Annotated in this window: 17 protein-coding genes and 1 pseudogene; 3 read left to right on the top strand and 15 right to left on the bottom strand. The window is 46.2% G+C overall.

Annotation, left to right across the window (positions count from 1 at the left end):
- Positions 1 to 145: 145 nt before the first annotated feature.
- The 6 genes from RIG27_RS25510 to RIG27_RS25485 all read right to left on the bottom strand — a co-directional run bounded on the left by RIG27_RS25510 (position 146) and on the right by RIG27_RS25485 (position 14,198).
- Positions 146 to 3,763: a PAS domain-containing protein gene (locus RIG27_RS25510; RefSeq protein WP_446349869.1), complete on the bottom strand. Its 3,618-nt coding sequence runs from the start codon at positions 3,761 to 3,763 to the stop codon at positions 146 to 148.
- Between the two features lie 239 nt (positions 3,764 to 4,002).
- Positions 4,003 to 4,317 (bottom strand): HNH endonuclease, encoded by a 315-nt coding sequence (locus RIG27_RS25505; RefSeq protein ID WP_446349867.1) that lies wholly within the window; start codon positions 4,315 to 4,317, stop codon positions 4,003 to 4,005.
- A complete protein-coding gene (locus RIG27_RS25500) occupies positions 4,314 to 4,676 on the bottom strand; it encodes a hypothetical protein (protein ID WP_446349865.1) in 363 nt (120 codons plus the stop codon). Before RIG27_RS25500 ends, RIG27_RS25505 begins: the two co-directional genes overlap by 4 nt.
- A 150-nt stretch (positions 4,677 to 4,826) precedes the next feature.
- Entirely contained in the window at positions 4,827 to 11,873 is a 7,047-nt protein-coding gene (locus tag RIG27_RS25495) for a PAS domain S-box protein (protein WP_446349863.1), read from the bottom strand.
- 104 nt (positions 11,874 to 11,977) lie between these two features.
- A complete protein-coding gene (locus RIG27_RS25490; RefSeq protein WP_446349861.1) occupies positions 11,978 to 13,744 on the bottom strand; it encodes an ATP-binding protein in 1,767 nt (588 codons plus the stop codon).
- Positions 13,695 to 14,198 (bottom strand): hypothetical protein, encoded by a 504-nt coding sequence (locus RIG27_RS25485; protein ID WP_446349859.1) that lies wholly within the window; start codon positions 14,196 to 14,198, stop codon positions 13,695 to 13,697. The genes RIG27_RS25490 and RIG27_RS25485 overlap by 50 nt, the downstream gene beginning before the upstream one ends.
- A 181-nt stretch (positions 14,199 to 14,379) precedes the next feature.
- Between RIG27_RS25485 and RIG27_RS25480 the strand changes: the two genes are divergently transcribed.
- Positions 14,380 to 15,348, top strand: a complete 969-nt coding sequence (locus tag RIG27_RS25480; protein WP_446343170.1) for a cation diffusion facilitator family transporter — start codon at positions 14,380 to 14,382, stop codon at positions 15,346 to 15,348.
- Positions 15,349 to 15,536: 188 nt separating this feature from the next.
- Here RIG27_RS25480 and RIG27_RS25475 read toward each other — a convergent pair whose 3' ends face one another.
- Together RIG27_RS25475 and RIG27_RS25470 are read right to left on the bottom strand one after the other, a co-directional pair.
- Positions 15,537 to 16,037: a hypothetical protein gene (locus RIG27_RS25475; RefSeq protein ID WP_446349857.1), complete on the bottom strand. Its 501-nt coding sequence runs from the start codon at positions 16,035 to 16,037 to the stop codon at positions 15,537 to 15,539.
- 68 nt (positions 16,038 to 16,105) lie between these two features.
- Positions 16,106 to 18,859 carry a valine--tRNA ligase gene (locus RIG27_RS25470; protein WP_446349855.1) on the bottom strand — a complete coding sequence of 918 codons (2,754 nt, stop codon included), beginning with the start codon at positions 18,857 to 18,859 and terminating at the stop codon, positions 16,106 to 16,108.
- Positions 18,860 to 19,055: 196 nt separating this feature from the next.
- Between RIG27_RS25470 and ilvN the strand changes: the two genes are divergently transcribed.
- Positions 19,056 to 19,574, top strand: a complete 519-nt coding sequence (gene ilvN, locus RIG27_RS25465; protein ID WP_446349853.1) for an acetolactate synthase small subunit — start codon at positions 19,056 to 19,058, stop codon at positions 19,572 to 19,574.
- A 376-nt stretch (positions 19,575 to 19,950) separates the two neighbouring features.
- On the opposite strand, the gene RIG27_RS25460 is transcribed toward ilvN, so the two are convergent.
- From RIG27_RS25460 to RIG27_RS25450, 3 genes and pseudogenes are all read right to left on the bottom strand, one after another.
- The gene (locus RIG27_RS25460; protein WP_446349851.1) at positions 19,951 to 21,426 is read right to left on the bottom strand and encodes a M23 family metallopeptidase; all 1,476 of its coding nucleotides are present in this window, start codon (positions 21,424 to 21,426) and stop codon (positions 19,951 to 19,953) included.
- 145 nt (positions 21,427 to 21,571) lie between these two features.
- Positions 21,572 to 22,432, bottom strand: a complete 861-nt coding sequence (locus RIG27_RS25455; RefSeq protein ID WP_446349849.1) for a biotin--[acetyl-CoA-carboxylase] ligase — start codon at positions 22,430 to 22,432, stop codon at positions 21,572 to 21,574.
- 165 nt (positions 22,433 to 22,597) lie between these two features.
- Positions 22,598 to 22,693 (bottom strand): annotated as a pseudogene (locus tag RIG27_RS25450) (transposase); the annotation flags it as partial.
- Between the two features lie 133 nt (positions 22,694 to 22,826).
- On the opposite strand from RIG27_RS25450, the gene pgeF reads away from it, so the two are divergent.
- Positions 22,827 to 23,618: a peptidoglycan editing factor PgeF gene (gene pgeF, locus RIG27_RS25445; RefSeq protein ID WP_446349847.1), complete on the top strand. Its 792-nt coding sequence runs from the start codon at positions 22,827 to 22,829 to the stop codon at positions 23,616 to 23,618.
- 351 nt (positions 23,619 to 23,969) lie between these two features.
- Here pgeF and RIG27_RS25440 read toward each other — a convergent pair whose 3' ends face one another.
- The 4 genes from RIG27_RS25440 to RIG27_RS25425 all read right to left on the bottom strand — a co-directional run bounded on the left by RIG27_RS25440 (position 23,970) and on the right by RIG27_RS25425 (position 26,443).
- On the bottom strand, positions 23,970 to 24,770 hold the full coding sequence (locus RIG27_RS25440; RefSeq protein ID WP_446349845.1) for a TPM domain-containing protein: 801 nt from the start codon (positions 24,768 to 24,770) through the stop codon (positions 23,970 to 23,972).
- 238 nt (positions 24,771 to 25,008) lie between these two features.
- The gene (locus RIG27_RS25435; protein ID WP_446349843.1) at positions 25,009 to 25,533 is read right to left on the bottom strand and encodes a DUF948 domain-containing protein; all 525 of its coding nucleotides are present in this window, start codon (positions 25,531 to 25,533) and stop codon (positions 25,009 to 25,011) included.
- A gap of 11 nt (positions 25,534 to 25,544) precedes the next feature.
- Positions 25,545 to 25,898, bottom strand: coding sequence for a YtxH domain-containing protein (locus RIG27_RS25430; protein ID WP_446343189.1), 354 nt, complete (start codon positions 25,896 to 25,898; stop codon positions 25,545 to 25,547).
- 209 nt (positions 25,899 to 26,107) lie between these two features.
- A complete protein-coding gene (locus tag RIG27_RS25425) occupies positions 26,108 to 26,443 on the bottom strand; it encodes a hypothetical protein (protein WP_446343190.1) in 336 nt (111 codons plus the stop codon).
- Between the last annotated feature and the right edge of the window lie 211 nt (positions 26,444 to 26,654).

The following is a 26,654-nucleotide window of genomic DNA, read 5'->3' as shown; positions in this document are numbered from 1 at the left end:
GGGTTTATGGGCTTACATGTCGCTATTGATGATAACCTTTTTTCAAACCCGCCCTGACCGAGTTTTGATCGCGTGGAGGGTTGATATTTTGTTTGTTATATGTATAGGGGGAGGTTGGGGAGGCGATCGCGCTGGATATCATGTCCTAGATTGACTCATTAACGGGAATTTCGATAATAAATTCTGTGCCTTTGCCTAAATCAGAAACACAGCTAATTTTACCCTGGTGTTTGTCCACGATAATCTGGTGACTTATGGCTAACCCTAAACCCGTGCCACTCCCGACAGGTTTGGTGGTGAAAAACGGGTCAAAGATATGCTGAAGCACGTTATCACTCATGCCAATTCCGTTATCGCTAATCCGAATAATTATGGATTGCTCCTGTGTACCTCCAGGTTCTCTATGATTAGAGACTTCAGTGGTGATGGTAATGAATCGAGGTTCGGCTTGAGAGTTGAAGGCTTCAATCGCATTATCAAAGATATTGATAAATACTTGATTTAACTGGCTGGCATAACAAATCACTTTGGGAAGTTGGCTATAGTGTTTAATCACTTGAATTTCTGGGCGATTGCCTTCAGCCCGGAGTAGATGCTGTAATATGAACAGGGTGTTATCAATGCCTTCATGGATATCTACAAGTTTTAACTGAGCTTCATCCAACTTAGAGAAGGATTTGAGCGATCGCACAATTTTTTCGATGCGTAGAATCCCGACTTCCATGGAGTTGATTACCTTAGACCAATCCTCGACCATAAACTCTAAATCGATATCCTCACTCAGTTGCTGAATCTCGGCGGTGGGTTGAGGATAGGTTTGCTGATACAGTTGCACCAGGTGTAATAGGTCTTGGAAATAGTCACGGGCATAAGTAATATTGCCGTAGATAAAGTTGGCGGGATTGTTGATTTCATGGGCAACACCGCCAATCATCCGCCCTAAACTGGACATTTTCTCGGTTTGGATCAATTGGGCTTGGGTGCGTTTTAATGCTTTGAGGGTGTCTTGGAGCGCCGTGGCTTTTTCCCGTTCCCGGATTTCTGATTCTTGCAACGCCAGTTCGATTTGTTTGCGATCGCTAATATCCCGGTGAGTACCTGTCATCCGCAGGGGTGAACCGTTTTCATCGTCGGCGACGACTTTCCCGTAATTGGAAATCCATTTATAGTCTCCGGATTGGGTTTGAAGTCGATAGTCTAATTTGTAGGGGATGGAGTGATCCTGTAAATGCGCCTGCAATCGTTCCATCACCTCTGGTTTATCATCAGGATGGATTAGTTTTTCCCAAGTGCTGACTTGTCGGGGAAGTTGATCACACTCATAGCCCAGCATATCGAACCAGTGACGGGAGAAATACACGTCTCCGGTTTGAATTGTCCAATCCCATAACCCATCTCCAGAGGCGTCTAACGCCAGTTGTAAACGTTCTTCACTTTGGCGTAAGGCGGCTTGCGATCGCATCCGTTCGATGGCAATTTTGGCAAGGTAGAGAATTTGGTCAATTAAGTCTTGATCTAGGTTAGTTGCAGTTTGCGGTTGGTCATAATACCCGGCAAATGTGCCTAAGATGCTGCCATCACTGGATAAAATGGGGACAGACCAACAGGCTCTGAGTCCATGAGATAAGGCTAAGTCTTTATAATTTGCCCATAACGGATCAGTAGCAATATCGGTGACAATAACTGTTTCTTGGCGATACGCCGCCGTACCACAGGAACCCACGCCCTCACCAATTTCCACACCATCGATCGCTTGATTATACGCATCAGGTAAACTAGGAGCAGCACCTAAGCGCAGTATTCCCTGTTCATCGACTAAGAGAAAAGAACAGCGCAGTTGTCCAGATTGTTCTTCAACGAATCGGGCTAAGGCTGCTAAACTATCCGGCAGAGGCGCATCAGAGGCAATCTGTTTCAGGAGATGATTTTGCTGTTCGAGCAGCATCTGGGCTTGCTTGCGTTCAGTAATATCCAGAACAGTTCCCATTAGTTTAATCACCTGGTTTTGGGCGTTCAGGACAGGTTTACCTCGACCTTCTAGATAGCGAACTTCACCATCGGGACGAATAATTCGATATTCAATCGTATAGGATTGAGGCGTCTTGAGCGCGTTTTTCACCTGTTGGGTAAATAAAGGGCGATCATCGGGATGAATCCAAGTCAGATGTTGCTTATAGGTGAGGGGTTTTGGGTTGGGTTCTAGCCCATAAATCCGAAAGAGTTCCGTTGATCCAATAATCTCCCCCGTCAGCCGCTCCGACTCCCAACTACCAACATGGGCAATTTTCTGGGCTTCGGTGAGTCTGGCTTCAGACAGGCGCAGCTTTTCTGCTGCTGTTTTGCGATCGCTAATGTCAATCGCAGCCCCTAGGGTTTGTCGGGTTGTCCCGTCTGCATCCTGTTTAAACACCGTCTCTTGGGCAAATAACCAATGCCATTCCCCGTTTTTGTGGCGCATCCGGTACTCTAACTCAAAGATTTCCCCCACGTTGGCATGTTTAATTCGTTGGGCATGATCCAAGAGGATAGCAAAATCATCGGGATGCATCAGCCGAGAAAGAACCTGATTCCCCATCTGTTGGATTTCTTCCGGGGTATAGCCTAAAATTTCATGCATTTCCCGGTTCGCATAGATATTGCGCCGTTCTACCCAGTCATGAATGTAGATAATATTGGGATTCGCATCATTAATTGCCTGTAGCCAGCGCTGGGAGTCTTGTAGGGCTTGATCCAGTTGCTGGCGTTCAATTCCCACCGCGATTTCGTGAGCAACGGAGGCGAGGGTATGCAGAATCGATAGGGATAAGGGATGGCGGGCGAACATTGCCATAACCCCCACCAGTTTATCTTTGACGATTAGGGGATAGCCAGCAAAGGATACCATTCCTTCCCCTCGCGCCCAGTCTGGATCAGTGATTTCTGGGTCATTGAGGATATCATTGGTGAGGTGGGGTTGGCGTTGGCTAGCAATGTGACCAATTTTTGACTGCTTTAAGGGGACTCTAGCATGAGCGCCATTAATATGAGTGTACAATCCCGCCGAGGCTTGCAACTCTAAGATATTGTCTTGGGGATTCAGCGTCCAAATTCGGGCAAAGGCGATATCCAGATGGTGAACAAACGCTTGAGTACAGCGAGACAGCATCGGGGATAACTCACTTTCCTGACTCAAGGCAAATCCGATATCTGAACGCAAGGCTAAGCGCCGCGCATGTTCCGCTAATTCGGCTTGGGCTTGTTGGCGATCGCGAATTTCTTGGTGCAACTGGGCGTTTTGGTTCTGGAGTTGCTGGGTTAACAATTTCAGATGCAGGTGAATTTTAACCCGGGCTAACACTTCATCCAGTTGAATCGGTTTACTAATATAGTCAACCGCCCCTAGAGATAACCCTTTGACTTTTGCCTGAGAATTTGACGTATCCACCGCCGCCGTCATAAAAATGACTGGGATATCTTTGGTTTTATCCCACGCCTTCAGATGACGACAGGTTTCAAACCCATCCATGTCCGGCATCATCACATCCAGTAAGATCAGATCGGGATTCAGTTTCTCCAAGAGTTTCAGCCCTTGCTCACCACTTTTCGTGATCCGTACCTCAAAGCCAGCCTCTCTCAAAAAATCCGAAACCAGTTTCAGATTCTCTGGCGTATCATCAATGACTAGAATTTGTGCATAGCTTTCAGAATTATGAATCTCCCCCCAGACGTTCGTCAACTCGTTTGGGGAATCTGGATGTAACTGAGAGTTTGGATAGAGTGACATTTTAGCTTAGTTTCCCTTGCCCGGTAATGCTATTCTATTCGCTTGGCACAGGATGAGGTAGATAAGGGAGTCTAATTTTACTCAAAATTTAACTTCGCTAGCATCGACGAGACGATCTTCAGTTTCCCGATTACTCTGTCGCCGTTTTTATCTAGCTTGACGCTATACTCGACCTAGCAGAAAGTTGATCGGGTAAAGAGGGCGGGTTTTGTCTGTTCAATTATCTCAGACGATCAACATTAATCCCCAAACCCGCCCTTATTCCATTTAAAATGTTGATGCCATTGATGGATACGCGGATTATAAAGCGGTACGATATTATTTGTGTCCGGATCAACTGAAGCAATATCACTCCCTTTATACTTATTACATAGAGTACACGACAGGGCTAAATTTTCTGCAACAGTCTGACCCCCATGTTTTTTAGCAATGACATGATCGACTTCATGAGGAGATAACGTAGCCACATCAGGAATCAAACAGTATTCACAACAACCTTGGGCGAGTTTATAGACTAGCTGGCGTAAAGCGGCTGTAATGTAGGTTTTACTCATGCGCCATTTGTTTCCTTCAATTTAAGCAATGCTTTAGCCTTAGCCATTCGCACCAAATGTTCTAAATATTCATAACTTTGCCAAATTTTTTCTTCATCAGGTGTTAGCCCGACAGTGCGATTTTTCTCCAACAAGGTTTGAATTTGAGTTTGCAAAGCTGGCGAGGGGCGCAGGGCAAGAATTTCCTCGGGTGTTGGTAGAGTTGCTAAGAATTCCAACACTTCAGCCATCCCCGAAAAACCAACATGAGTGATGGCTTCAAATTCTCGTAAACCCAGTTCCAGAATTTGAGGTAAGCAATTCTCCAGAGTGTTAACTCGTTGTGCTACATCGTCAGGAAGATCAAACGTAACTTGCATGGGAAAAATTATCTAGGATATAACGTACTATTTTACAGCGCTTTTCAAGTAAGTGAGGTACACAGACAGATCCCCGACTTCTTGGAGAAGTCGGGGATCTTGCTTAGAGGGATCTTGCTTAGAGAATGACAAATGACGAATAACCAATCCCTAATTGCCAAAACAATTATCCAATAAATCAACAATTTTGTCATAGTCAAACTGAGCCGCTAGTTCCAAGACTTCGAGGGCAAAGGGAATATAATCTGGATTAATATCTTGCAGTCGCATCGTTTCCTCCTCAACCCCAGCGACATCCCCCATACTCGCCGCTTCATAGAGAACCCTTAACTCCTCCTGCGTCGGAATTACGCGATCGCCTGATTCCAAATAAGAGTTAGATAGTTCAGCTTTATCCTCATAAATCCATAACATATCTAAATACACCTGAATTTTCTGAAGCAAGTCTGCTGTGGCAATTGGCTTGGTAATAAAATCAGTACAGCCAGCCTCTAAACTCTCAACGCGGTTATTGGCAAAGGCATTAGCTGAAATGGCAATAATTGGTGTTGTGTTAAACTCTGGGATTTGACGTAATTCTTGGGTCATCTGATGTCCATCCATCACAGGCATAACAATATCAACCAGAATCAAATCCGGTTGCCATTCCCGCGCTTTGTCTAATCCCTCTTGTCCATTCGCGGCTTCTTGGATTTCAAAACCAATGGGTTCTAAAACACTCCTGAGAACCGCGCAATTTTCCCAGCGATCATCCACAATCAGGATTTTACGTTTAGCACCAGAATACCCCACAATTGTCTCCATCGGTTTTGCCGGAATAAACTTGGCTGAAGAAGAGACTTCCGGTAAATCCACCTCAAACCAGAATTTACTCCCCACGCCGGGATGACTTTCAACCCGAATTTGGCTTCCCATCAAGGCGATGAGTTTCTTAGTAATTGCTAATCCTAATCCGGTGCCTTCATGGTAACGAGAACTTTCCTTAATTTGCTCGAAAGGTAAGAATATTGTCTCTAAGTCTTCGGCACTCATGCCAATTCCCGTATCTTCAACCTGGAAGCGGATTTTGTCATTTGTCATTTGTCCTTGGTCATTTGTCCTTTGTCCTTTGTGAATTATATTTACTGTAAAGGTGACACTGCCTGTATCGGTAAATTTAACTGCATTGGAAAGCAGGTTCATTAAAATTTGACGCAGGCGCTTTTCATCCCCATGAACGACTTGCTGTATAGGGGTAGGAGCATTGTAGTTAAAGGTGATATCTTTTTGAATGGCTTTGAGGCGAAATATTTCACAGATTCCGACGATAAATGAGGGAAAATGAAAGTCTTCGGGATAGAGTTCCAGTTTTCCGGCTTCCACTTTCGACAGGTCTAAAATATCGTTAATCAGGGTGAGTAAGTGTTCACCGCACTGGTGAATAATTTCAATGCCGTCCTTTTGTTTAGAGGTTAAATTAGGATTGGGTTTAAGAATTTGAGCATAGCCTAAAATACCATTTAGGGGTGTGCGTAACTCATGACTCATTGAGGCTAAAAACGCACTTTTGGCACGATTGGCGGCTTCGGCGGCATCTTTGGCTGCGGCTAATTCGATCTCAGTTTTCTTGAGTTCCGTAATATCAATTTCAATCCCATCCCAAACGGTGCTTCCATCCGCTAAACGACGGGGGGCAGAACGTACATAAGACCATCGAATATCACCCGTCGGTGTACGCTTCCGCATCTGCATCTCAAAAACCGAGAGATTACGCCGCGACACTTCGGTTAATTGCTCATTAATCAGGCGATCTTCTTCAATAATTAGATTATGCAGAACACTGGCATCCTGGAGAAAAACCTCTGGTTTAATGCCGACTAAGCGTTCAATTCCGGCGGTGATGTACGAGAAGTAAACCTTGCCATTGGATTCTTGAACGAGTTGATAAATTAAACCATTGGGCAGATTATCGGCTAGAGTACGCAATCGGTATTCCCGCTCTTGTAACGCTAATTCTGCCTGTTTACGATCGGTGATATCTTTACCAATTCCCACTGTAGAACCATCGGGTAAGCGAATATTTACCCAAGTAATTTCTAGAACTTCGCCCCTGCGGGTTTGAGTCTGAAAGTCTTGCCAAGTCCCATCGGCTTTGAGCATAAACTCTAACACTGAGGCGCGATAGTCCGGGTCAGGATAAATCTCTGCCATAATATCAATGTTTCGCATTTCTGCCAGTGACCATCCCAATGTTTGCTCCAATGCTGGGTTAATGAATTCTACCTCAACTCCATCTTTATAGAAACACAACAGGATTGGGATAGAATCAAAAATTGTCTGGAGAATTTCTTTTTGCTGACTCAATGCCAGTTCAGCCTGTTTGCGATCGCTAATATTTCGGGTGAGGAAAATGACTTCGGTTTCATGCAGGGGAACTATTCGCGCCTCGAAGTATTTTTTCTCTTGATTCATGGGTAAGGAATACTCGACACTGACGAGGGATTGAGTGGCTAAGACTTGTTGAATAGTAGCATAGAGTTTGGCTCCCGTCGCTGTCGGCAATATCTCTTGCATTTTATTCCCCAGAAATGCGTCTGGTGAGGTGTATAAATGATGAGCGTTGTTAGTGCGAAAATCTAGAATCGTGCCATCCGCCGCCAACCGAAATAGGATATCGGGAAAGGCATCAAAAATTGCTTGCATTTCCTGATTAGTTTGACGCAATTGGGTTTCTACCTGTTTCAATTCAGTGAGATTCCGACAATTGACGACAACCCCGGAAATTTGCTGATTAGCATCCAGATAAGGGATATAGGTGACGCTGATAAATTCGTGTTTTCCCCCCGGATAGTCAAACCATTCTTCATAGCTTACTGTTTCACCCGCCAGACATCGATCTAAATTGGGTTTAATCACCTGTTCAAATACCTCGTTCCCCATCAAGTCACTCACCGAATGTCCGACAATCTCGTCATATCGTTTTTGATTCCCATCTAGATAGGCTTGATTGACAATCTGATAGGTGTAATTGCGATCCAGCAAGGAAATGGCATCGATTGTTGATGAAACAATCCGTTCATACCGTCGTAATGCTTCCTCGGCTTCTTTGAGTTCAGTAATATCCTGAGAGGTTCCCAAAATCCTAATCACCCGATTATTTTCATCCCGCTCAAATACCACTTCCCGTGACAGTAACCAGCGCCACGAACCATCTTTATGACGAAATCGACTCTCAGTGGTTAAAACATCGCTATCTGATGCTGTTAGCCAAAATTTTATATTCCGCTCAATCAAGGGTAAGTCATCAGGATGGAGAACATCGAGGAAAAACTCCATTCCCCGCCGTATAATTTCATCGGGATTGTAACCCAATATATCCAGAGATTGTCGATTAATATAGAGATCGGTTCCCGCTGTTGGGTCAAACAGGTAGAGCAGTTGTGGCGAAGCATTAATGATTTTCTCAATAAACCGTTGATTTTCCTTAAGTTGAAGTTCAATCTGTTTGCGATCGCTAATATTCAAGCCAGTCCCAATTAGTCGATAAATGCGGGAGTTGCTGTCTTTCAGGGGGGTTAAATTACTAATCCACCAAGAGTCTTTTCCCTTCAGGTGCAGCGAATGTTCATAGGTAATTTTTTCTCCCGCCGCCAGACAACGAAGATACCGTTGACACACCGCCTCAGCAATGTCGGGTGTTAATGCTTCTTGGGGCGTTTTCCCTTTTATTTCTGAGTTGCGAAGACCGGACATCCGTTCATGGGTGGGATTAATGCTAACATAGCGAAACTCACCATTTTCCAGAACATCAACGATAAAGACAGCCGCTTCAATGCCTTCGTAAATACTGCGTAAAAATGCTTCACTTTCTCGTAAGGATTCCTCAGCTTGCTTCCGTTCCGTGATATCTTGGGCAACAACCATCCCAGCAATAATTTTTCCCGTCTCATCTCGCACCGCCCGCGTTTGCAGGAGTTGAATCCGATTTCGATAGGGCATTTCCAGGGTTTTTTCGATCCCCGCTAAAGCCTCACGATACAGAGGTTCAACTACCGCACATTCTTGCTCAGATAAAGCGTCCCAAATCGTTTTTCCTTCTAAGACATTCCGACTATATCTTGAGCCGGAGCGACCTAATCCTTGACCATCTGCCACTAAATACCGGAGTTCCTGATTAAACAGGAAAATTGCCCCATTAGGAAAATGTCTTGCCATGGTACGGTACAGTTGCTCACTATAGCGTAGGGCATTTTCAGCTTGTTTGCGTTCAGTAATATCTTCCACCAATCCAACAAACCGCAACGGTTCTCCCGCTTCATCTCGCACCACCGAAACATCAGCGGTAATCCAGCGTTGTTCACCATTCGGTCGAATAATCCGATACTCCCGCTTTACCGAATGTCCTTCAAACTGTTGGCTCAGGGAATCGAGAACCAACGGACGATCCTCTGGATGTACCGCCTCCAGCCAGGATTCTGGGTCTTGATATAGACTTTCACAAGAACGTCCCCACATCGTTTCGTAGGCGGGGCTGACGTAGAGAAACTGACCGGAACTGGCGGAGCGGACAAAGAAGAACTGACTCACGGTTCTGGCAATTTCTTGGAAGCGGTTCTCGCTCCTGATTAAGGCTTGTTCAAACTGCTGGCGCTCGGTAATATTCTGGGTGACAACCATCCCAGCGATGATGGTTCCTGCATCATTTCTCACCGCCGTACTCTGACATAAATAGGTGAACCCTCCGAAGCTAACTTCTTGAGTCTGCTCAACTCCGGCTAACGCGGCATGATAGAGTGGCTCCACCAAGTTACAAGTTTCTGGCGGTAAAACCTCCCAGAGGGTTTTCCCTTGTAACCCTTCCCAGCGATGTCCGGCTTCTCTCAACGCCTGACCATCCGCCACCAGATAGCGTAGGTTATGGTCAAACAGAAGCATGGCTCCATTGGGGAAATTCCTAGCCATGGCGCGATACAGGTATTCACTGGTACGGAGAGCGTCTTCAACCTGTTTGCGATCGCTAATATCTCGCGCTACCCATATTACTGCTTGATCAGACAAAGGCGCAATGGAGATAGTAAACCATATCTCATGGTTATCGAGGGTTAAATTCCAGTCAAAATAAAGGGGTTGCTGGGTGTCCAATACCTGTTGCACTTGGCAGAACCAAAGCTCCTCCGGGTCTTGAACAAACTGCTCGACAATGATATTGAGCAGATCCGTGTCTTCCGAGGATAAGTAGGTTCGTTTAGTCGGGGCAACTTCGATACCTTTCTGCCTATCAATAATTAGGATAATATCGTTAATCGCTTCAAAAATAGTCCGAATTCGTTGCTCAGAACTATACAGCTTACCTTCGATTAACTGACGTTCTGCTATTTCTCGCTTTAATTGTTCATTCGCTTCCCTTAATTCAGCCGTTTGTTGAGCAACGTTGGCTTCTAGAGTACAATTATAATTCCGTTGAAGTGCCTCGGATCGCTTACGTTCTGTGATATCAAAAAAGGCGACAATTGCGCCGATAATTGTCCCCGTTTGATCGAATAAAGGTGTTGCATAAGCTTCTACGGGAATAATCCGACTCCGTTGATGAATTTCCAGATCATCCACTATCATTTGTTCACCGTTCAGGGCGCGAACTACAGGCAGATTTTCCACCGGACAAAACTGCTGGGTGTCGCTCTGATAAATCTGATAGGTTACGGCTAAGTCCTCGATTTGGGCATCGGGTAATGTCTCAATTTCCAGTAACTCTTTTGACTTTTGATTAGCATAGGTCAATTGTCCAGTTACATCATGAACCGATATACCTACGGGTATGGCTGCCAGAATTTGAGTCAATCGGCTTTCACTTTGGGTTAAGGCATGATTGGCAGATTGCAATTGAGTAAAATACTGGTGTAATTGCGCTGCCATCGTGTTGAAAGAATTTGCCAGTTGACCGACTTCATCCTTACGGTTAATCGGCAGGAATTGCTGCCATTCTCCCCGTGCGATCGCGTCAGCGGCTAGATTTAACTTCAGAATCGGTTTTGTCACCCAGCGAGCGGTACAAATTCCCACCACAATAGACAGGATTAATGCTGCCACACACAATCCTATCGTGGTGCGCGTATTGGCATAAACTTCTGCCATAAAGTCCGATTCCGGAACAACGGTGATAATACACCAGTTCAACCCAGATTGCGCCTGAATCGGATTAATATGCAGGAAATAAGACTTATCGTTAAAATTAAACTTAAATGTTTGATCGTGCTGAATTTGACCCCAGTGATTCACCTGATTCAAGATAACCTTGACGGAGGCTTGAGTCAATGGATTCCTACTCTGTTGAGCAGGTAGCCGCCAGTCTTGAGGATTTAAGTTTTTGGTATAATCGGAATTTAAATCGGGCTTAAAGGGTATTTCACCTGTAGAACTAGCAACCAGTTCTCCTTTTTGATTAACCATGAAAACTTGACCCGTTTTTCCCACCTCCACACCCTCTAGAAACTCAGCCAACTCAGGCAGAAAAAAGGTAGCTACCAAAATCCCTTGAAACCTCCCCTCTGAGTCATTAAACGGCAAAAAATTAGCGATCAGCAATAGGGGTTTATCAATGCCCTGGGATAAACTAACAAGCGGATGCCAAATTCCTTTACCGGCTTGCTTTGTCGCTTGATACCAAGAATCACCCTCAGGTGGATCAGTGTGGGGATCAAAGTCATATCTAACTTGGGTTCGTTTAATTCGCTGACCCTGAAGATTGGCAGTATAGTAGTGAAAGGCGTAGTTCGTCGATTGATCTAAAACACGGATAACTAAAGAATCACTTTCTAATAATTTGCCTACATTCAAGAATTCTCGTTCCTCAGTGATGATTGCCATACTACTCACCGTGCCATAAATTTGCAGTTGTTGGGCGAAGTAGCGTTCTAAACCCGGAAAATTTTTCCAGTCTACAATCCCAGTCTGAATAGAAGCAGCAAGGGTTTGAGTTACCTGGTGAGGACTCTCCAGATAATGGTACACATTTTGCTCGACGCGCTCATCCACCTCATCGATTAACTGATAGGCTAAGTTTTCAACTGACCGTTGACCATTACGATAGGAAAGATACCCCACTAATCCCACCGTCCCCACAATTTGCAGTACAAAAGGTACAATCAAAACCGTTCGCAGAGGCAGATGCGCCGCCACGTTAGTTAGGATACCGTTGAGAGATTTAACAGGGTTTAACATAAAGAAGAAAAGCAACAGCAAACAGGGAATATAGAACAGAGCATTTTTATTTCTTCTAGATTTTATTTAGACTATATCTCAGAAGTTTAATCGCTCTAAATATGCTAATCTTTATTAATTAAATTGACAATTTCTTCATAATTAAAATCTTCAGCCAATTTCATAGCTTGAATGGCAAAGGGAATATAGTCTGGATTTAAGTCCTGAAGGTTAAAAAGTCCCGCTTCAACTCCTGCTACATCCCCGGAACAAGCGGCTTCGTACAGGTCAACCAGTTGTTCTCGAGGCGGTATCACCATGTCTGATAAATTTATTTCCTGGTTATCCTGGGTTTCATCTTGGCGATAAACCCAGGATAAGTGTAAGTGATGTTGCAGTTTTGGGTGCAGTTCATCCCATTGAATCGGCTTAGTCAGGAAATCATTACACCCTGATTCTAAACTCTGACTCTGATTCGTGGCAAAAACATTGGCTGAAATGGCAAGAATTGGCGTATCCTGAAACTCAGGAACTTGGCGCAATTGTTGCGTCATTTGATGACCATCCATTACAGGCATCACAATATCCACTAAGATTAAATCAGGTTGAAACTGGTGGGCTTTGTCTAATCCCTCTTGTCCATTCGTCGCTTCTACGACATTAAAGCCAATCGGTTCCAGCCTATTAACCAGAACGGCACGATTTTCCCACCGATCATCAACAATTAAAATCTGGCGTGGCTCTCCCGTATAGCCAATAATCGTCTCTCTCGATTTTATCATCATTGGTTTGACCGCAGCGGAAACGTCCTGTAACTCGATATCAAACCAAAATCGACTCCCTAAACCTGGGGTACTTTCGACAAAAATTTGGCTATTCATCAGTGAGACAAGTTTCTGACTAATTGCCAGTCCCAACCCCGTTCCTTCCTCACGCTGTAACGAATGTACCACTTGCTCGAAGGATAAGAATATTTTCTCGATTTGGTCATAATTTATGCCAATTCCTGTATCTTCAACCTGGAAGCGAATTTTGCCATTTGTCCTTTGTCCTTGGTCAATTCTATTTATGCTAAAGGTAACAATACCTGTATCAGTAAATTTAATTGCATTAGATAGCAAATTCATTAAAACTTGGCGCAGTCGTTTTTCATCGGCATAAATAATGTCCGGGAGAGAGGGAGACGCCTGATAGGTAAACGTAATATCTTTTTGTTCAGCTTTGATGCGAAAGATATCAATTAAGCCAATTAGTAATGAAGAGAGATAAAAATCTTGGGGATAGAGTTCCAGTTTATTGGCTTCAATCTTGGACAGGTCTAAAATATCATTAATCAGTGTCAGCAGATGTTGACCACATTTGTAGATAAGATCAATCCCTTTCTGTTGTTGGCGGGTGAGGTTAGAATTTTGGTTGAGAATTTGGGCATACCCTAAAATTCCATTTAACGGGGTGCGGAGTTCATGACTCATATTTGCCAGGAACTGACTTTTTGCCCGGTTCGCGGTTTCTGCGGCATCTTTTGCCTGTTCTAAAGCGGCGGCTGCGAGTTTGCGATCGCTAATATCGGTAAATGAACCAACCATGCGGTAAGGGTTACCATTTTCATCGCGCAATGCATTGCCACAAAGGGCAAACCAACCGTAGGTTCCATCTGCCCGTTGGATACGAATTTCTACTTTATAGGGATGGTTGAATTCAAAATGATTCTGTAAGCTTTGGGTAAATCTATCTTGATCCTCTGGGTGTATTCGTTGAAAAAGTGATTGATAGGCATTCGCTTCTAAAGGTGTGGGAGGCAAACCTAGCAAACGATAAATTTTTTCTGACCAAACTGATGTATCATCCTGAATAGTCCAGTCCCAAATCCCCTTGATTACCCTGGCGATCAACACTATAGACCCGCAAATTTCCTTGGGTAAAATTGTCAGTCAAGGCAACGGAAAACCCGCGTTCATCATTCCCCGTTGAAACCAGTCCCCCCTGAGAGTTACTGAAATAAATGCGATTGAGAGAGTCAAAGACTTGGATTTGCTGCAAAAAGTGACGTTTTAAGCTACTCTGGTCTGTGATATCGAGTTGATTCAGACGGATAGCATTAGCGTTCGTAGCATTAATCTGATGCGGGGTTTGCAGGTACGTTTTCAGGCGTTCAGCCACGCGATCGCTAATTTCTGCTTCTAACTGAGTTGCCAAGTCACTCACGGCTTCCTCTCCATGGCGATAGGAGAGATATCCGACTAATCCTACGGTTCCTACAATTTGCAGAACAAAGGGGACAATCAGAACCGTTCTCAGGGGAAGTTTTGCCGCAAGGTTAGTGAGAACGTTTTTGAGAAATGTCATTTGTCATTTGTTGATTGTTCATTGGTAATCCTCTTCCCCTGCTCCCAGACTAGGTATGCTACGTCTCTACATTTACATTGCTCCCCCATCTCACCTATCCCTAGCAATCTTGGCGAAAGAAGGCACAGATTAGGCTTACTATTGGGTAGTTTCCCCTGTTGGGTTCACTACCTTCTGACACATGACTGAAGGATCACATCGCATTCAGACGAGTCGTCTGATACTATTTACAACGCTTTGGCTAACTTTATTTATTCTATCGGTTAAAGTTTCTGCGGCTTGGGCGACGCGATCGCTGAGTCTTATGGCAGAATCGATGCAGACGTTACTGGTTAGCTTCAGTACCCTGCTAAGTTTATATAAGCTAATCGCCCATGAGCATCCCATCCGGCGATCGGTATATGGTCATGGTAAGTGGGAAACCATGATCCTATTCTTACTGATTGGCTTTTTTGGGTTTACCGGATTAAATGTCTGGGGAATGTCAGCTCAACAATTATTGAACCAACCCTCAGACGACTGGCTAACGTTTCCCGTGCGGGTGAATTTACCCCTGATTCAATTACTCGCTGTTGTGGTAATTACCAATTTAGGATTGGTATTACTTGGACGGTATCAAGGGAAACAACTGAGAAGTGCTGCCTTAGGGTTTAATGCTCGACAACTGTTTTTGGATGTTTGCCTGACTCTGATTATACTCTTGGGACTTTTGGGCGTCCAGGCGGGGTTAGTATGGCTGGATGTGGTGTTAGCCATTGTCCTCGTACCCGTCATCATCAGAAATTGCTGGCAAGTGATCAACTGGCAGTTTCCCCTACTTATTGAGCAAACCGCGATCGCTCCAGAAATTCTAGCGCAAATTGCTCATCAAGTTGGCGGAATTACACACTGTTATGATATTCAATCACGAGGAGTTGTTGGGCGTTATGTATATATTCAAATGCACCTGATCATCCATCCTGAATTTGCTGGCGTAACCTCTTTACTGGTGGAACGAATTAAGGGGATGATTGAGGAGGAATATGGCCCAGTACAGGTAACGTTTTATATTGATGATGACTTTACGGTAGCGGCAAATCGTCAGAGTTCAGGATTAATGTCTGATCAGAATCATGATAGTCAAAATAATCCTGAGTTCGGGGATTGGTAATTTGTCGTCATTGGTCATTTGTCATTGGTCATTTGTCATTTGCGATAATTGAACGGTTAGGTTGGGGCGGGTTTAGTTACATCAGGGTGAAAACGAAATGTTAGTAGTAAAACCCGCCCCTACAAAAGATGTTTCATCGGAACGCCTATTCTCCCCCTGCTCCCCCTGCTCCCCCTGCTTCCCCTGCTTCACCCATTTCCCTTATCTTCCTCATCCGGAAGAGTAATATTATACTTTTCTAATTGATCCTGTAACTTGGCTTCGCGTTTCTCCATGTCTTGCTGTTGGAGTTTTAATTCAATTTCCAAGGCTTGAATATTTTCGCGACGGGCTTCCATTTCAGCCCGCTGACGAGTTAAATCTTGACTTTGTAGCGTCAAATCTTGTCGCCATTGTTCTGTGCGGGTCACTTCTTCCTGTAAGAACATGGGCGTAATTCCGATAGTTAGATATCGGTGGACGAAGTTTAATACCCACTCCTTAGCAGATTGAATATCCAGAACCTCTTGATTGTCAGAAATGTCTACCAACACTAACGAGCCTTGATGAAAGGAGTTCGCACCATCCAGCGAAATGCTTTCTGGTGGATTAATGACTGCCCAGCAATCATCCGATTCTTGACGGGCTAGCAATTGGAGTTCAATTTTGCCGTCCTTGTCGTTGTTTTGCACTTCACCCAGATGTAGCATAGCCTGTTAGTTGTTGGTCGTTAATGAATAAGGAATTGATTTTCACGAAGGAATAATTTATCATCGTTTTAAAGTCGCTTGAGGCGATCGCGCAAAATTTCGGCTTGATGCATAGACTCGCTCAATGCATCTTTAGCACCTTGAACAATATCGGCGGGGGCTTTGTTGACAAAGTTTTTATTCGCCAAACGACTAGACAGAGATTTGACTTCAGCATCGATTTTACTGAGATCTTTTTCTAACTTAGCGCGAAGTGTTTCGACATCGACTAACCCGGCTAGAGGAATAATCAGTTGAACAGTGCCAATTACACCTGCCATTGTGGTTTTGAGTTCTTCGGTTAAGGCTGGCACAATCGTCAAGGTATCGACTTTACCTAAGTCTTGCAGGTAGGATTCACCTTTCTGTAAAATCTCCCGTTCATCCGGATTTTCACTTTGCAAAATCACCGGGGCTTTTGTCTTTGGTTTTACACCCGCTTCTGCACGCAGGTTACGGATGGTGCGGATTGCACCAATGAGTAACTCGAACTGCTTTTCTAGGTCTTGATTGATGGGAAATGCACCAAGTTCGGTTTCCAAGTCGGGTAGCGCGGGATAGGGTTGTAGCGCTAAACACTCGTCCGTTTTTTGAGTTAAGGTATGCCAGATTTCTTCGGTAATATGCGGCATAAACGGATGCAACAGTTTCAGGATGCCATCGAGGACATGCGCCAGAGTTTGCTGGGCGATTTGCCGTGATTGGGTTCCCTGCTGTCGTAACCGTTGTTTAACCAGTTCAATATACCAGTCACAAAAGTCACCCCAGATAAAGTCATAGAGTCCCTTGGCGGCTTCTCCTAAACCGTAATGATCGAGATCCTGACGGGTTTGAGTGACAACTTGATAAAAGCGAGAGAGAATCCAGCGATCGCTTAATTCTAATGTATCCCGTTCCTGTGCCAATGGCGAACCCAAAGCTTGGGGCGATTTACCATCCAGGTTCATCATTACAAACCGTGCCGCATTCCACAGTTTATTGGCAAAGTTGCGCGAGGCTTCTACGGATGCGGATTCATCGGTTTGGCGATTGTACTCTAAACGAATATCTTGACCCGCACCTGCGACTTCTCGGATTAAGGTATAGCGTAGTGCATCGGTTCCATATTTCTCGATTAAGATCAGCGGATCAATACCATTATTTGCCGACTTGGACATCTTTTTGTTATTTTCATCCCGAACTAAGCCGTGGATGTAAACCGTCTGAAATGGCATTTGATCGGTAAAATACCCACCCATCATCGTCATCCGGGCAACCCAGAAAAAGATGATATCAAAGCCTGTAACCAACACGGTGGTAGGATAGTACGTCTCTAAATCCGGTGTCTGTTGGGGCCAACCCATGGTGGAGAAGGGCCACAAGCCGGAGGAAAACCAAGTGTCGAGGACATCGGGGTCTTGGATGAGTTTGACAGATTCGCCAAATTGTGATTTAGCTTTTTCTAAGGCTTCTGCCTCACTATGAGCCACGATAAAGGGAGTATTATCGGTAATTTGTCCCCCGGTTTCACTGACGGCATACCAAGCCGGAATTTGATGTCCCCACCAGAGTTGGCGAGAAATGCACCAGTCCTCTAATTTAACTAACCAGTCCCGGTAAACTTTTGTCCAGCGATCGGGGACAAAATTGGGGGAGTTATGCTGATCCAAGGATTCCAGCGCTTTATCCGCCAGGGGACGAATCTTGACGAACCATTGGGTAGATAGTAGGGGTTCAACCGGAACCTTGCCGCGATCGCTATAGGGAACGGTATGATGGTAGTCTTCTACCTTAACCAGGCATCCATCCGCCTCTAGTCGCTGCACCACATTTTTCCGAGCCACAAATCGGTCTTGTCCTTGAAACTCGCCCGCATTTTCATTCAGCGTGCCATCTTTATTCAGAATAGTAATAAAGGGCAAGTCATGGCGTTTACCCATCTCAAAGTCATTGGGATCATGGGCTGGTGTAACTTTGACGCATCCCGTACCGAAACTAGGGTCAACTAACTCATCCCCAATCACCGGAATCTCTCGCCCCATAATCGGTAAGGTTAAGGTTTTGCCAATTAAATGCTGATAGCGTTCATCATTGGGATTCACCGCCACTGCTGTATCCCCCAGCATGGTTTCTGGGCGAGTTGTCGCCACTTCCACTGACCCATTTCCCTCAGTCAGGGGATAACGAAAATGCCACAGATGACCATTAACCTCCTTATTTTCCACCTCCAAATCCGAAACCGCCGACTGGGATTGGGGACACCAATTCACCATATATTCACCCCGGTAAATCAGTCCGGCGTCATAGAGTTGGACAAAGGCTTCCAGCACCGCATTAGACAAACCTTCGTCCATGGTGAACCGTTCCCGCGACCAATCCACCGACACGCCTAAGCGACGCAATTGGTTAACAATCCAACCCCCTGATTCTTCCTTCCATTGCCAAGCGCGATTTAGATAGGTTTCCCGTCCCACATTTTGACGAGTTTTGCCTTCAGCCTTCAGTTGCCGATCTAAAATTGTGGACACCGCAATACTCGCATGGTCAGTCCCTGGAACCCACAGCGTATTACACCCCTTCATCCGGTTATAGCGGACCAGGATATCCATAATCGTTTGTCCCAAGGCGTGACCCATGTGCAGGCTACCTGTGACATTGGGCGGTGGAATCACCATTGAATAGGGTTCGCCACCTGGTTCGGGGTGGGCTTGAAAAACGTTCTGTTCTTCCCAAAACCTCTGCCATTTGCCTTCAGTGGTCGTGGGATCGTATTGAGTGGGTAGGGAGGAAGTGATTGCTGTCATTAGAGTCTTGCGTTTTACGTTTAATTTTGCCATACCCGATGACGGGGTTTGGGTTTCACCGAGATTAAAGTTAAAAAATAGATGAATTAAGTTTTGTTATTTTTTCAGACCACGATAAGATATAAAAGCCTCATGCCGAGACCCGATTATACAGAAGCAAGAGGCAATTGCCTTTGTGCCACTTTGGGGTTAGCTTATGAAACACACCCTTTCCGTTTTAGTCGAAGATGAAGCCGGCGTTTTAACTCGCATTGCTGGTTTATTTGCCCGTCGCGGCTTCAATATTGAAAGTCTTGCCGTAGGTCCTGCGGAAAAAGTTGGAATTTCCCGGATTACGATGGTAGTGCCTGGGGATGAGCGATCGATTGAGCAACTCACCAAGCAACTCTACAAGTTGATCAATGTGATCAAGGTTCAAGAGATTACCACGACTCCTTGTGTGGAACGGGAATTAATGTTGATCAAAGTCAAGGGCACCAGTTCCACGCGATCGGAGATTATTGAACTTGCCCAAGTATTCCGGGCGCGGGTGGTCGATATTGCCGAAGATTCCCTAACCATTGAAGTTGTGGGAGACCCAGGAAAAATGGTCGCGATCGTCCAGATTTTGAGCAAGTTTGGACTTCGGGAAGTCGCCCGGACTGGAAAAATTGCCCTGATCCGCGAATCCGGTGTCAATACCGAATATCTCAAGTCCCTAGAAGCCAAAGTATAGCTGAAAACCCGAACCCCCACTCAGTTATTGACACCCTTGGGGAGGTGAGAAAGGAGACACCCGCTTTTATTCATCTGTAGGGGTTCATCTGTAGGGGCGGGTTTAGGGATTACGTTGTCCGATTAATGATAACCTTTGTTCAAAACCCGCCCTTTCTCAGTTTCCCCAAAGCAGGAGATTGGGAATTGGGGAAAAGGGAATTGGTGATTAAGCGGGTGGACACAATTAAAGTTAACGGTTGAGATTAGGGAACAGGGAACAGGGAACAGTAAGGGTTTGAGGGCGATTTACAAAACTTAATACAGTAACGTTTTCTTTTGCCCGACTACTTAGTGACAGGAGAAATTCTCCCCCAGCTTCCCCAGCTCCCCCTGCTCTAAGAGTCCGATTGCTCGATCGCCTGTGCCACCTGCAACGCTTCAATCAGTTGAGCCATAGCATATTCTAAATGAGCGCCAGCATCAACCGCCACCCAACCATCGGTAGTTTGATGACGCCATTCAAAGTGAAGATGTGGACCCGTGGAAAATCCGGTGCTACCAACCAGCCCAATCACATTACCCTGATCCACCGATTCACCCGGTTGCACAAAAACTTCTGACAGGTGAGCATAGCGGCTTTCCTGAGTCCCTTCCTCATGGCGCAAAATCACCGTTAGTCCATAGCCGCCTAAGTAATCAGCCGTAGCCACCTCACCCGGAGCCACCGCCAAAACTGGTGTTCCCGTCGGGGCAGCGATATCTGTACCCGCATGGAAACGAGATGTCCCCGTAATCGGATGCGTCCGCCACCCGAATACTGAGCTAATTGCCGACGGAATGGTTAAGGGGAAAATAAAGCTGGCATTACCGACGATAGTACGTCCCTGGGGTCGGTTGGAGAAATTATAGTACGTCAGACCCGTGGGAGTGGTTTTGGATGATGCCGTTGGGGATAGAGAGGAGACAGGAGGACGGCGCGTAAACTGTTTGCCCCCAGAATTGCCAGACACAGCAACCCGTTGAACTGACCGCACTGGGCGTCTAACATTGGCGTTGACAGCAACTGGAGGTGTAGGGACATTGGCGTTGACAGCAACTGGAGGTGTAGGGAGTCGAGTTCCGGCTGATGTTGCTCTTTGGGGTTGAGGGGGTTGAGGTTGAATCCGCCCTGCCACTGTTCGTGATGTTGGCGTCGCTTGACCCCCACAACTCCCACTCGTCAATCGTCCATTACGGGACACGGTTTGACACCCTGTTGACCGCTCCGTCACAACCACAGTCGGTTTTTCAGTTCCCCGCGTTGCCCCCAGACTATAGTTCGTCGGATCAATATAGCTATTATTCGGCGCGGCTGGAGTTTGAGTCGCTGTCTGAGCCGGGGAAGGATTAACAATAACTTTTGGGGGTTTGGCTAAGGTAGTGGGAGCCGGAATGGATAAATTCGGCGCGTTCAGTCTGGGTTTTGCCGCCGGGGGCGTCGCCACTCTCGGTGTGGGTGCAGCCGGAGCCGGGGCTGGAGGCTTGCTAACAGTAACTGGTGCAGGAGCAGCCGGTTTAGGCGCTGGGGGAGCTGGGGGTCGATAAGCAGGTTTTGGTGCAGGTGCTGGGGCTGGCGGTGCAACAATAGCTTGTGGCGCAGCCGGTTTAGGCTGGGCGGGAGGTGCTGGGGGCGGCGGGGTAAATTTAATCGCTGGGGGAGCAGGCGGTGCGGCTGGGGCTGCGCCTGTGTCGATTGGTGCATCGGTTTGAGCAACAACTAAACCACTACTGAGAACACCAAGTCCTCCCATCACACTGATGCCCTGCTTCAGCCAGGGATACCGATAAAATACGCCCGTTGGGGTGGAATTGGCGACGGTTTGTTTATTCATTTTGCGACTCACTCCTCATGGCTCACTCTTAATCTAATATCGAGTAAAAATTTTTAGTCAATTTAAGGAAATTTAATTAGGCAAGAACACCGATTCCGTAATTCAAACAACTCATACTCAACCCAGTAACATTTAACTTTGGGACTCAAGGCACCTCTTGAGAATAACCCAGACTAATTGTACCGGGCTTGAGGTGAATTTCGGGACTGATGGTGGTATCAGCATTTGTATCCATTGCCTGTGCTGAGTTTACGCTAACTCTTAGATCACCCGTTGACGTGACGCCTTTAACAATGCCACGATGTCCGTTGACCTGAATCGAGACTCCCTGATGAAACAGTAACCCTTGATAGGACAACCGTAAATTATCAATGCCTGATTCTAACCCGTAGTGATACCCCGATCGCAATCCCTGGATCACGATTGCGGCTAACATTTCTAGGGAGGTTACGGATGGACTCATGGATTGAGTCGCAAAAAAGGATTGTAAATTAATCCCTGTGTCTGGCACAGGATTACTCCAGTTAATGCCTACCCCAATCACCGCTTTAGTAATCTGCCCCTGAGACAGTCGAGTTTCGGTGAGAATCCCCCCCAACTTATCACCCAACAACAGCAGGTCATTATGCCATTTAATCAGGACAGGAATACCATAGCATCTTAACGCTGTAGCAATACCCCAAGCACTGCACATCGTTAGCTGGGCGCTATTGGATGCTTCCACATTCGTGGTTAAAGCCAACGATAAGTATAGCCCACCCTGCTCCGATTGCCATTGCCGTCCCCACTGTCCTCGTCCAGCCGTCTGTTGAGCCGCGATAACAACGGTAGGAGGTGGAGTTCCTCTATCCAGCAATTCCCAGAGGGTTTGATTGGTAGACGATAGGCTGTCAAATAAATAGATAGCAAGCTCCCCGGTATCTTGAAGTCCTGGGAGTCTAGAGTGGGATAGCTGTGGCGTGACGGTTTGGAGGGCTATTTCCAGAGTTTGTTGATTAAGTACCACTACAGCTTAAAGATTAGCTAAGCTAGCCTATTGTACTCCTGACCTTCCCTTGATGGAATAGTGTTTCCTATTTGACACTCCCCCGGTTGAAAACGCGGGGGATTCTTCGTTCATCCAACCACCTTAGAGTATTGATTCTCATCAACACCTCGACTCCGCTCGGTGTTGATAGTAGTTCAAGTCACGAGTTCCATAAAGCTTAAACGTTCCGGCTTTAAATCCATCGGTGAACGTGATGTGATCACGATTCTCTGATAGTTTACCCTCGTAGACAATCATTTTATCGTTTTAAGCTCACGATAGAATCATCGCATAAGCTGGTTAGCACTCGCAACTAAAGTTGCGCTTGCTTGACGCTTCGCAATTACCTACCATGAACAATGAACAAAAATCAATGCATACGTGGCACTGGCAAACGTGGGACAACTTACCGTATCTAACCTGTAGCCTTCTCAAACCTTGGCGTCACGGCTTCTTCACCTCCGCCTTTTCCCCTCGTCCCCCTGACCAAATTGTAGAAGCCCTACAGCCTGAAGCAAATGTTTATCGGGTGCGCCAAGTTCATGGGAATACTGTCCTCACACCATCTGAAATTGTGGGTTCAGTCAGTCAAAAGGAGACTCAGACACCGGAAAAACCTGCGGCTGATGGTATTTTCACTGAACACCCCCAGGAATCTGTCTGGGTTTGTACGGCTGACTGTACGCCTGTGCTAATTGGAGATGAACAAACGGGACGAGTCGCGGCTATTCATGCGGGATGGCGAGGAACAGCGGCTCGAATTGTGCCAAATACGATCGCACGATTCCTAGAAACAGGTAGCCGCTTAGACAATCTTAGAGTTGCCATGGGACCTGCGATCGCGCCAGAAGTGTATCAAGTTTCGGAAACCGTCGCCATAGAAGTCGGTTCTAGCATTATTCCTACGGATAAAACAAATACGTCTGAATCGATTTTGGCTGAATTACAGCAGCTTCCCCATTCCCCAATTTTTGAAGATCCCCATCCAGGGCGAGTACGGTTAGATGTACGGCGGGTGAACGCTATACAACTCGAACAACTCGGCTTCCAGGATGAACAAGTCGCGATCGCGCCTCACTGTACCTATCAGCAACCGGAGTATTTCTTCTCCTATCGTCGCACTCAGCAAAAAAAGGTGCAGTGGTCAGGAATTGTCAGCAAGTAAGACTGTAGGGGCGCATAGACGTGCATTGGTGTCAATTTAAGGTAGAAAACCAATGCTGGCAAGGTTTTAACCTGTGTCTATCTACTCCTCGACATTTTCCCCCTCATCCCCTAACCCCAACTCCGGACCTGGGGAGAAGGGGGATCGGATTCTCTTACTCCCCTCTTGCTCCCCTCTCCCATGCAACAAAAGTGAAACATCCTTAGTCCTCCCCCCTCTTGTAGGGGGGAACGAGGGGGGTTGGGAGAGGGGCTGGGGGTGAGGGGTTGAGCTTAAGTTGACACCAATGATAGACGTGCGCCCTTACTAGAAAAAACAAATGACCAATGACCAATGACCAATGACCAATAATTACATGTCCGACGCTGTCGTTTGACCAATGAACGGTGACAGGTAAGCCACTAACGCCCCTAGCGCAAACGCCAAGACATTCCGGAATAAAGGCAACCATTCAGCCGTCCGAGTGACAACTGGACCGATTCCGAAAGCAATGAAGAGAATACCCCACAAGGGAGAAAAGATTAACGCCCATTGCCAAGCCACAAGTTGTCCATCTTTGCGCGGAATCGCGGCAAATCCCAAAACGACACCACCCACCAAAGAGGTAATCAGGGTGAGAATCCACTGCTCTTGAGGCAAGCCCGGAACAACGTTACATCCACCCTGATTTAGGCAAGTTTTAACGGTGTTTAATGACTGGACAATTGCCTGGTTTTCACCATTCTCGCGCACAAAGTAGAGATTACCAAAGCGTGTCTGTAACTCTACCCAAAAGGTACGGGGTAGAAATTGATATAAATCGTCACCCACGTTAAAGCCCAACAGGTTACCGCCTCGTGGGTCAGCAATCAGTAAAACGCTTTTATCATTGAGTCCCCAGTAATCGCGAACGGCTAAACCGGGTGTACGGTCATATTGGGTTAATACCCGCAGCTTCCAGCCTGTTTGTGCCTCAAAGGTTTCTATGTCTTGAATTAAGGCTTCTTCCTGAAGCTGGGGGAGCAGGTTCGCCAAGTCAATAATGGGCGTCTGGGTTTTCGGGAGTAGATCCGGGTTGTTATAAGCCTGAGCGGATGGTGCGATCGCCCAAACAGAGCCAGCCAGACAAAACGCCACCAAGATTACCAAAAATCGTTTAAAAAGATCCAGCATTGCGATACACAAAACAATGGACAGGGGTGAGATATTTTAAGCGGGAGATAAGGTCAGGTTAAGGTACAAGTTTCTTTACACTTGTTTACTTTACTCTAATATTTGGGATTTGTCATTCGTCAGGGAACAGGGAACAGGGAACAGGCAATAGGCAATAGGCAATAGGCAATAGGCAATAGGTAAGGTAGAGTTTTGAGTTAACTTCCTCATCTCCCCCAGCTCCCTCTGCTCCCCTACCTCACCCATCACCCCCCTGCCGAGAAACAGGAGCATTATCCTGAATCTCCTCATATCGCTCATACTCCTGTTCAACCGTATCCGGATCTGTATCCTGTTGTTGCAAATCAAGAGCTTTGCGCTCAGAGGGGGGTAAACGATCAAGGGAACGACGACTCGCCCCAGGGTTTCTCCAGGTTTTCCAAGCCGCTTTCACACCCGCAACAACGCTACGACTGCTGACTTGGGCTTGTTTCGCCTGATTTTTCGCACCTTTGATACTTTGATCAACTTGTTGCACGACTTGACCCGCGCTTTTAACGCCTTCATTCATATCGTTGCTCAAGTCACTAATTTCTAAACCCGTCAGACGAATAGACTCTAAAGTAGGCGGTAATTCTCGCCGCAGCGTATCTGCCAACTTTTCCACACTACGGGCTGCCCGTGCTAATTCTTGGAGCGCGGGTAATGCTGCCACTAAAACAGCCGTTAAGCTAACCGCTACTAATAAAATGGAGAGTCCGAGCCAAAATAGAGGATCAATCACCGACCGGTTGCCTACACTTGATGATCAGAAACGGACGCAGGAGATTCAGTCGCCACGTCAGATTGAGTCGAGTTTAGTTCGTCTCGTGTTCTGGCGGAAGCCTCTTGTCCCGCCGCGATCGCGTCTCGTAGTCGGGTCAAGGTTCCATCCCAGTTGCGTAGGGCTGATTCGGAAAGGCGATCGGCTTGTAATTGAACAGTCGTTGATAGATCTTCAGCTAAATCAGGTAGAGCATCTGTAGATTTTTTCAACAACCGTCGCGTATCCCGCCCTGAACGCGGGGCAATCAGCAATCCGGTGAGAGTGCCAATAGCCCCTCCGACAAGTAAACCCCCAATAAATACTCCAGCACTCTTTTTTGACATCGTTTGGTCTCTATCCTTACGCCAATTTTAGGCAGATTTGCCCAGAGAATTTGATGAGAAATCCGTGAAGACTCTGCTCAAGAACGCCAATGTCAGCCAGCTTGTGTTCTCGATAGCTACCTTTTAACATAATAGGGGGCAATTGGCTTGACTTCTCCTGGGCATAAATGACCGAGGATTCTAAAAGGATACTCCGGAACGGGTAAGGTTCAGAGTTGGGAGCGTTTGGCAGGCGATCGCTTTCCCCGACGACGTCGCCTAGACTGATATGTCTTTTGGATAAAGCCCAACACCATTAAGACTCGCTGTACTCGTTGTAACTGAAACTCTAAATGCTGATAGCGTTTTTTTAATCCGTGGACACCGATTTGCCCTTTGGAGATGGCTTGAGGAGCGCCATGTAAAACCCTATAGGTACTGCGTTCAGCCCGGGCAACAATATCAGCCGCCGCCCCGATAACCCGTCGTAACTTCCAAATCCGCCACGCCAGATAAAAACCAAACAGCGATATCAGCAGATTTAAAATGACAACAACAGTTAGCATGTTTAAGGATCGGACAACGAACTGATAGCATCGATATCAAATAGATGCACAATGGAATAATTATAGGAGAGTGACATCCTCCTACACCGAATCAGAGATTACGGTGTAGGCTTCCTTTGTCGTAGTCTTACGGCTACGCTTGGGGCGTTTTATAGTGGGGAATATGCCCAGCCCCACTCTCTTGATATTAATCGCAGCGTTCCAATCTCTG

The organism is Coleofasciculus sp. F4-SAH-05, from assembly GCF_040222985.1.
Classification (GTDB): domain Bacteria; phylum Cyanobacteriota; class Cyanobacteriia; order Cyanobacteriales; family Coleofasciculaceae; genus Coleofasciculus; species Coleofasciculus chthonoplastes.
The sequence above is the reverse complement of the archived record's forward strand: the minus strand, read 5'-3'. Positions and strand labels throughout refer to the sequence as shown.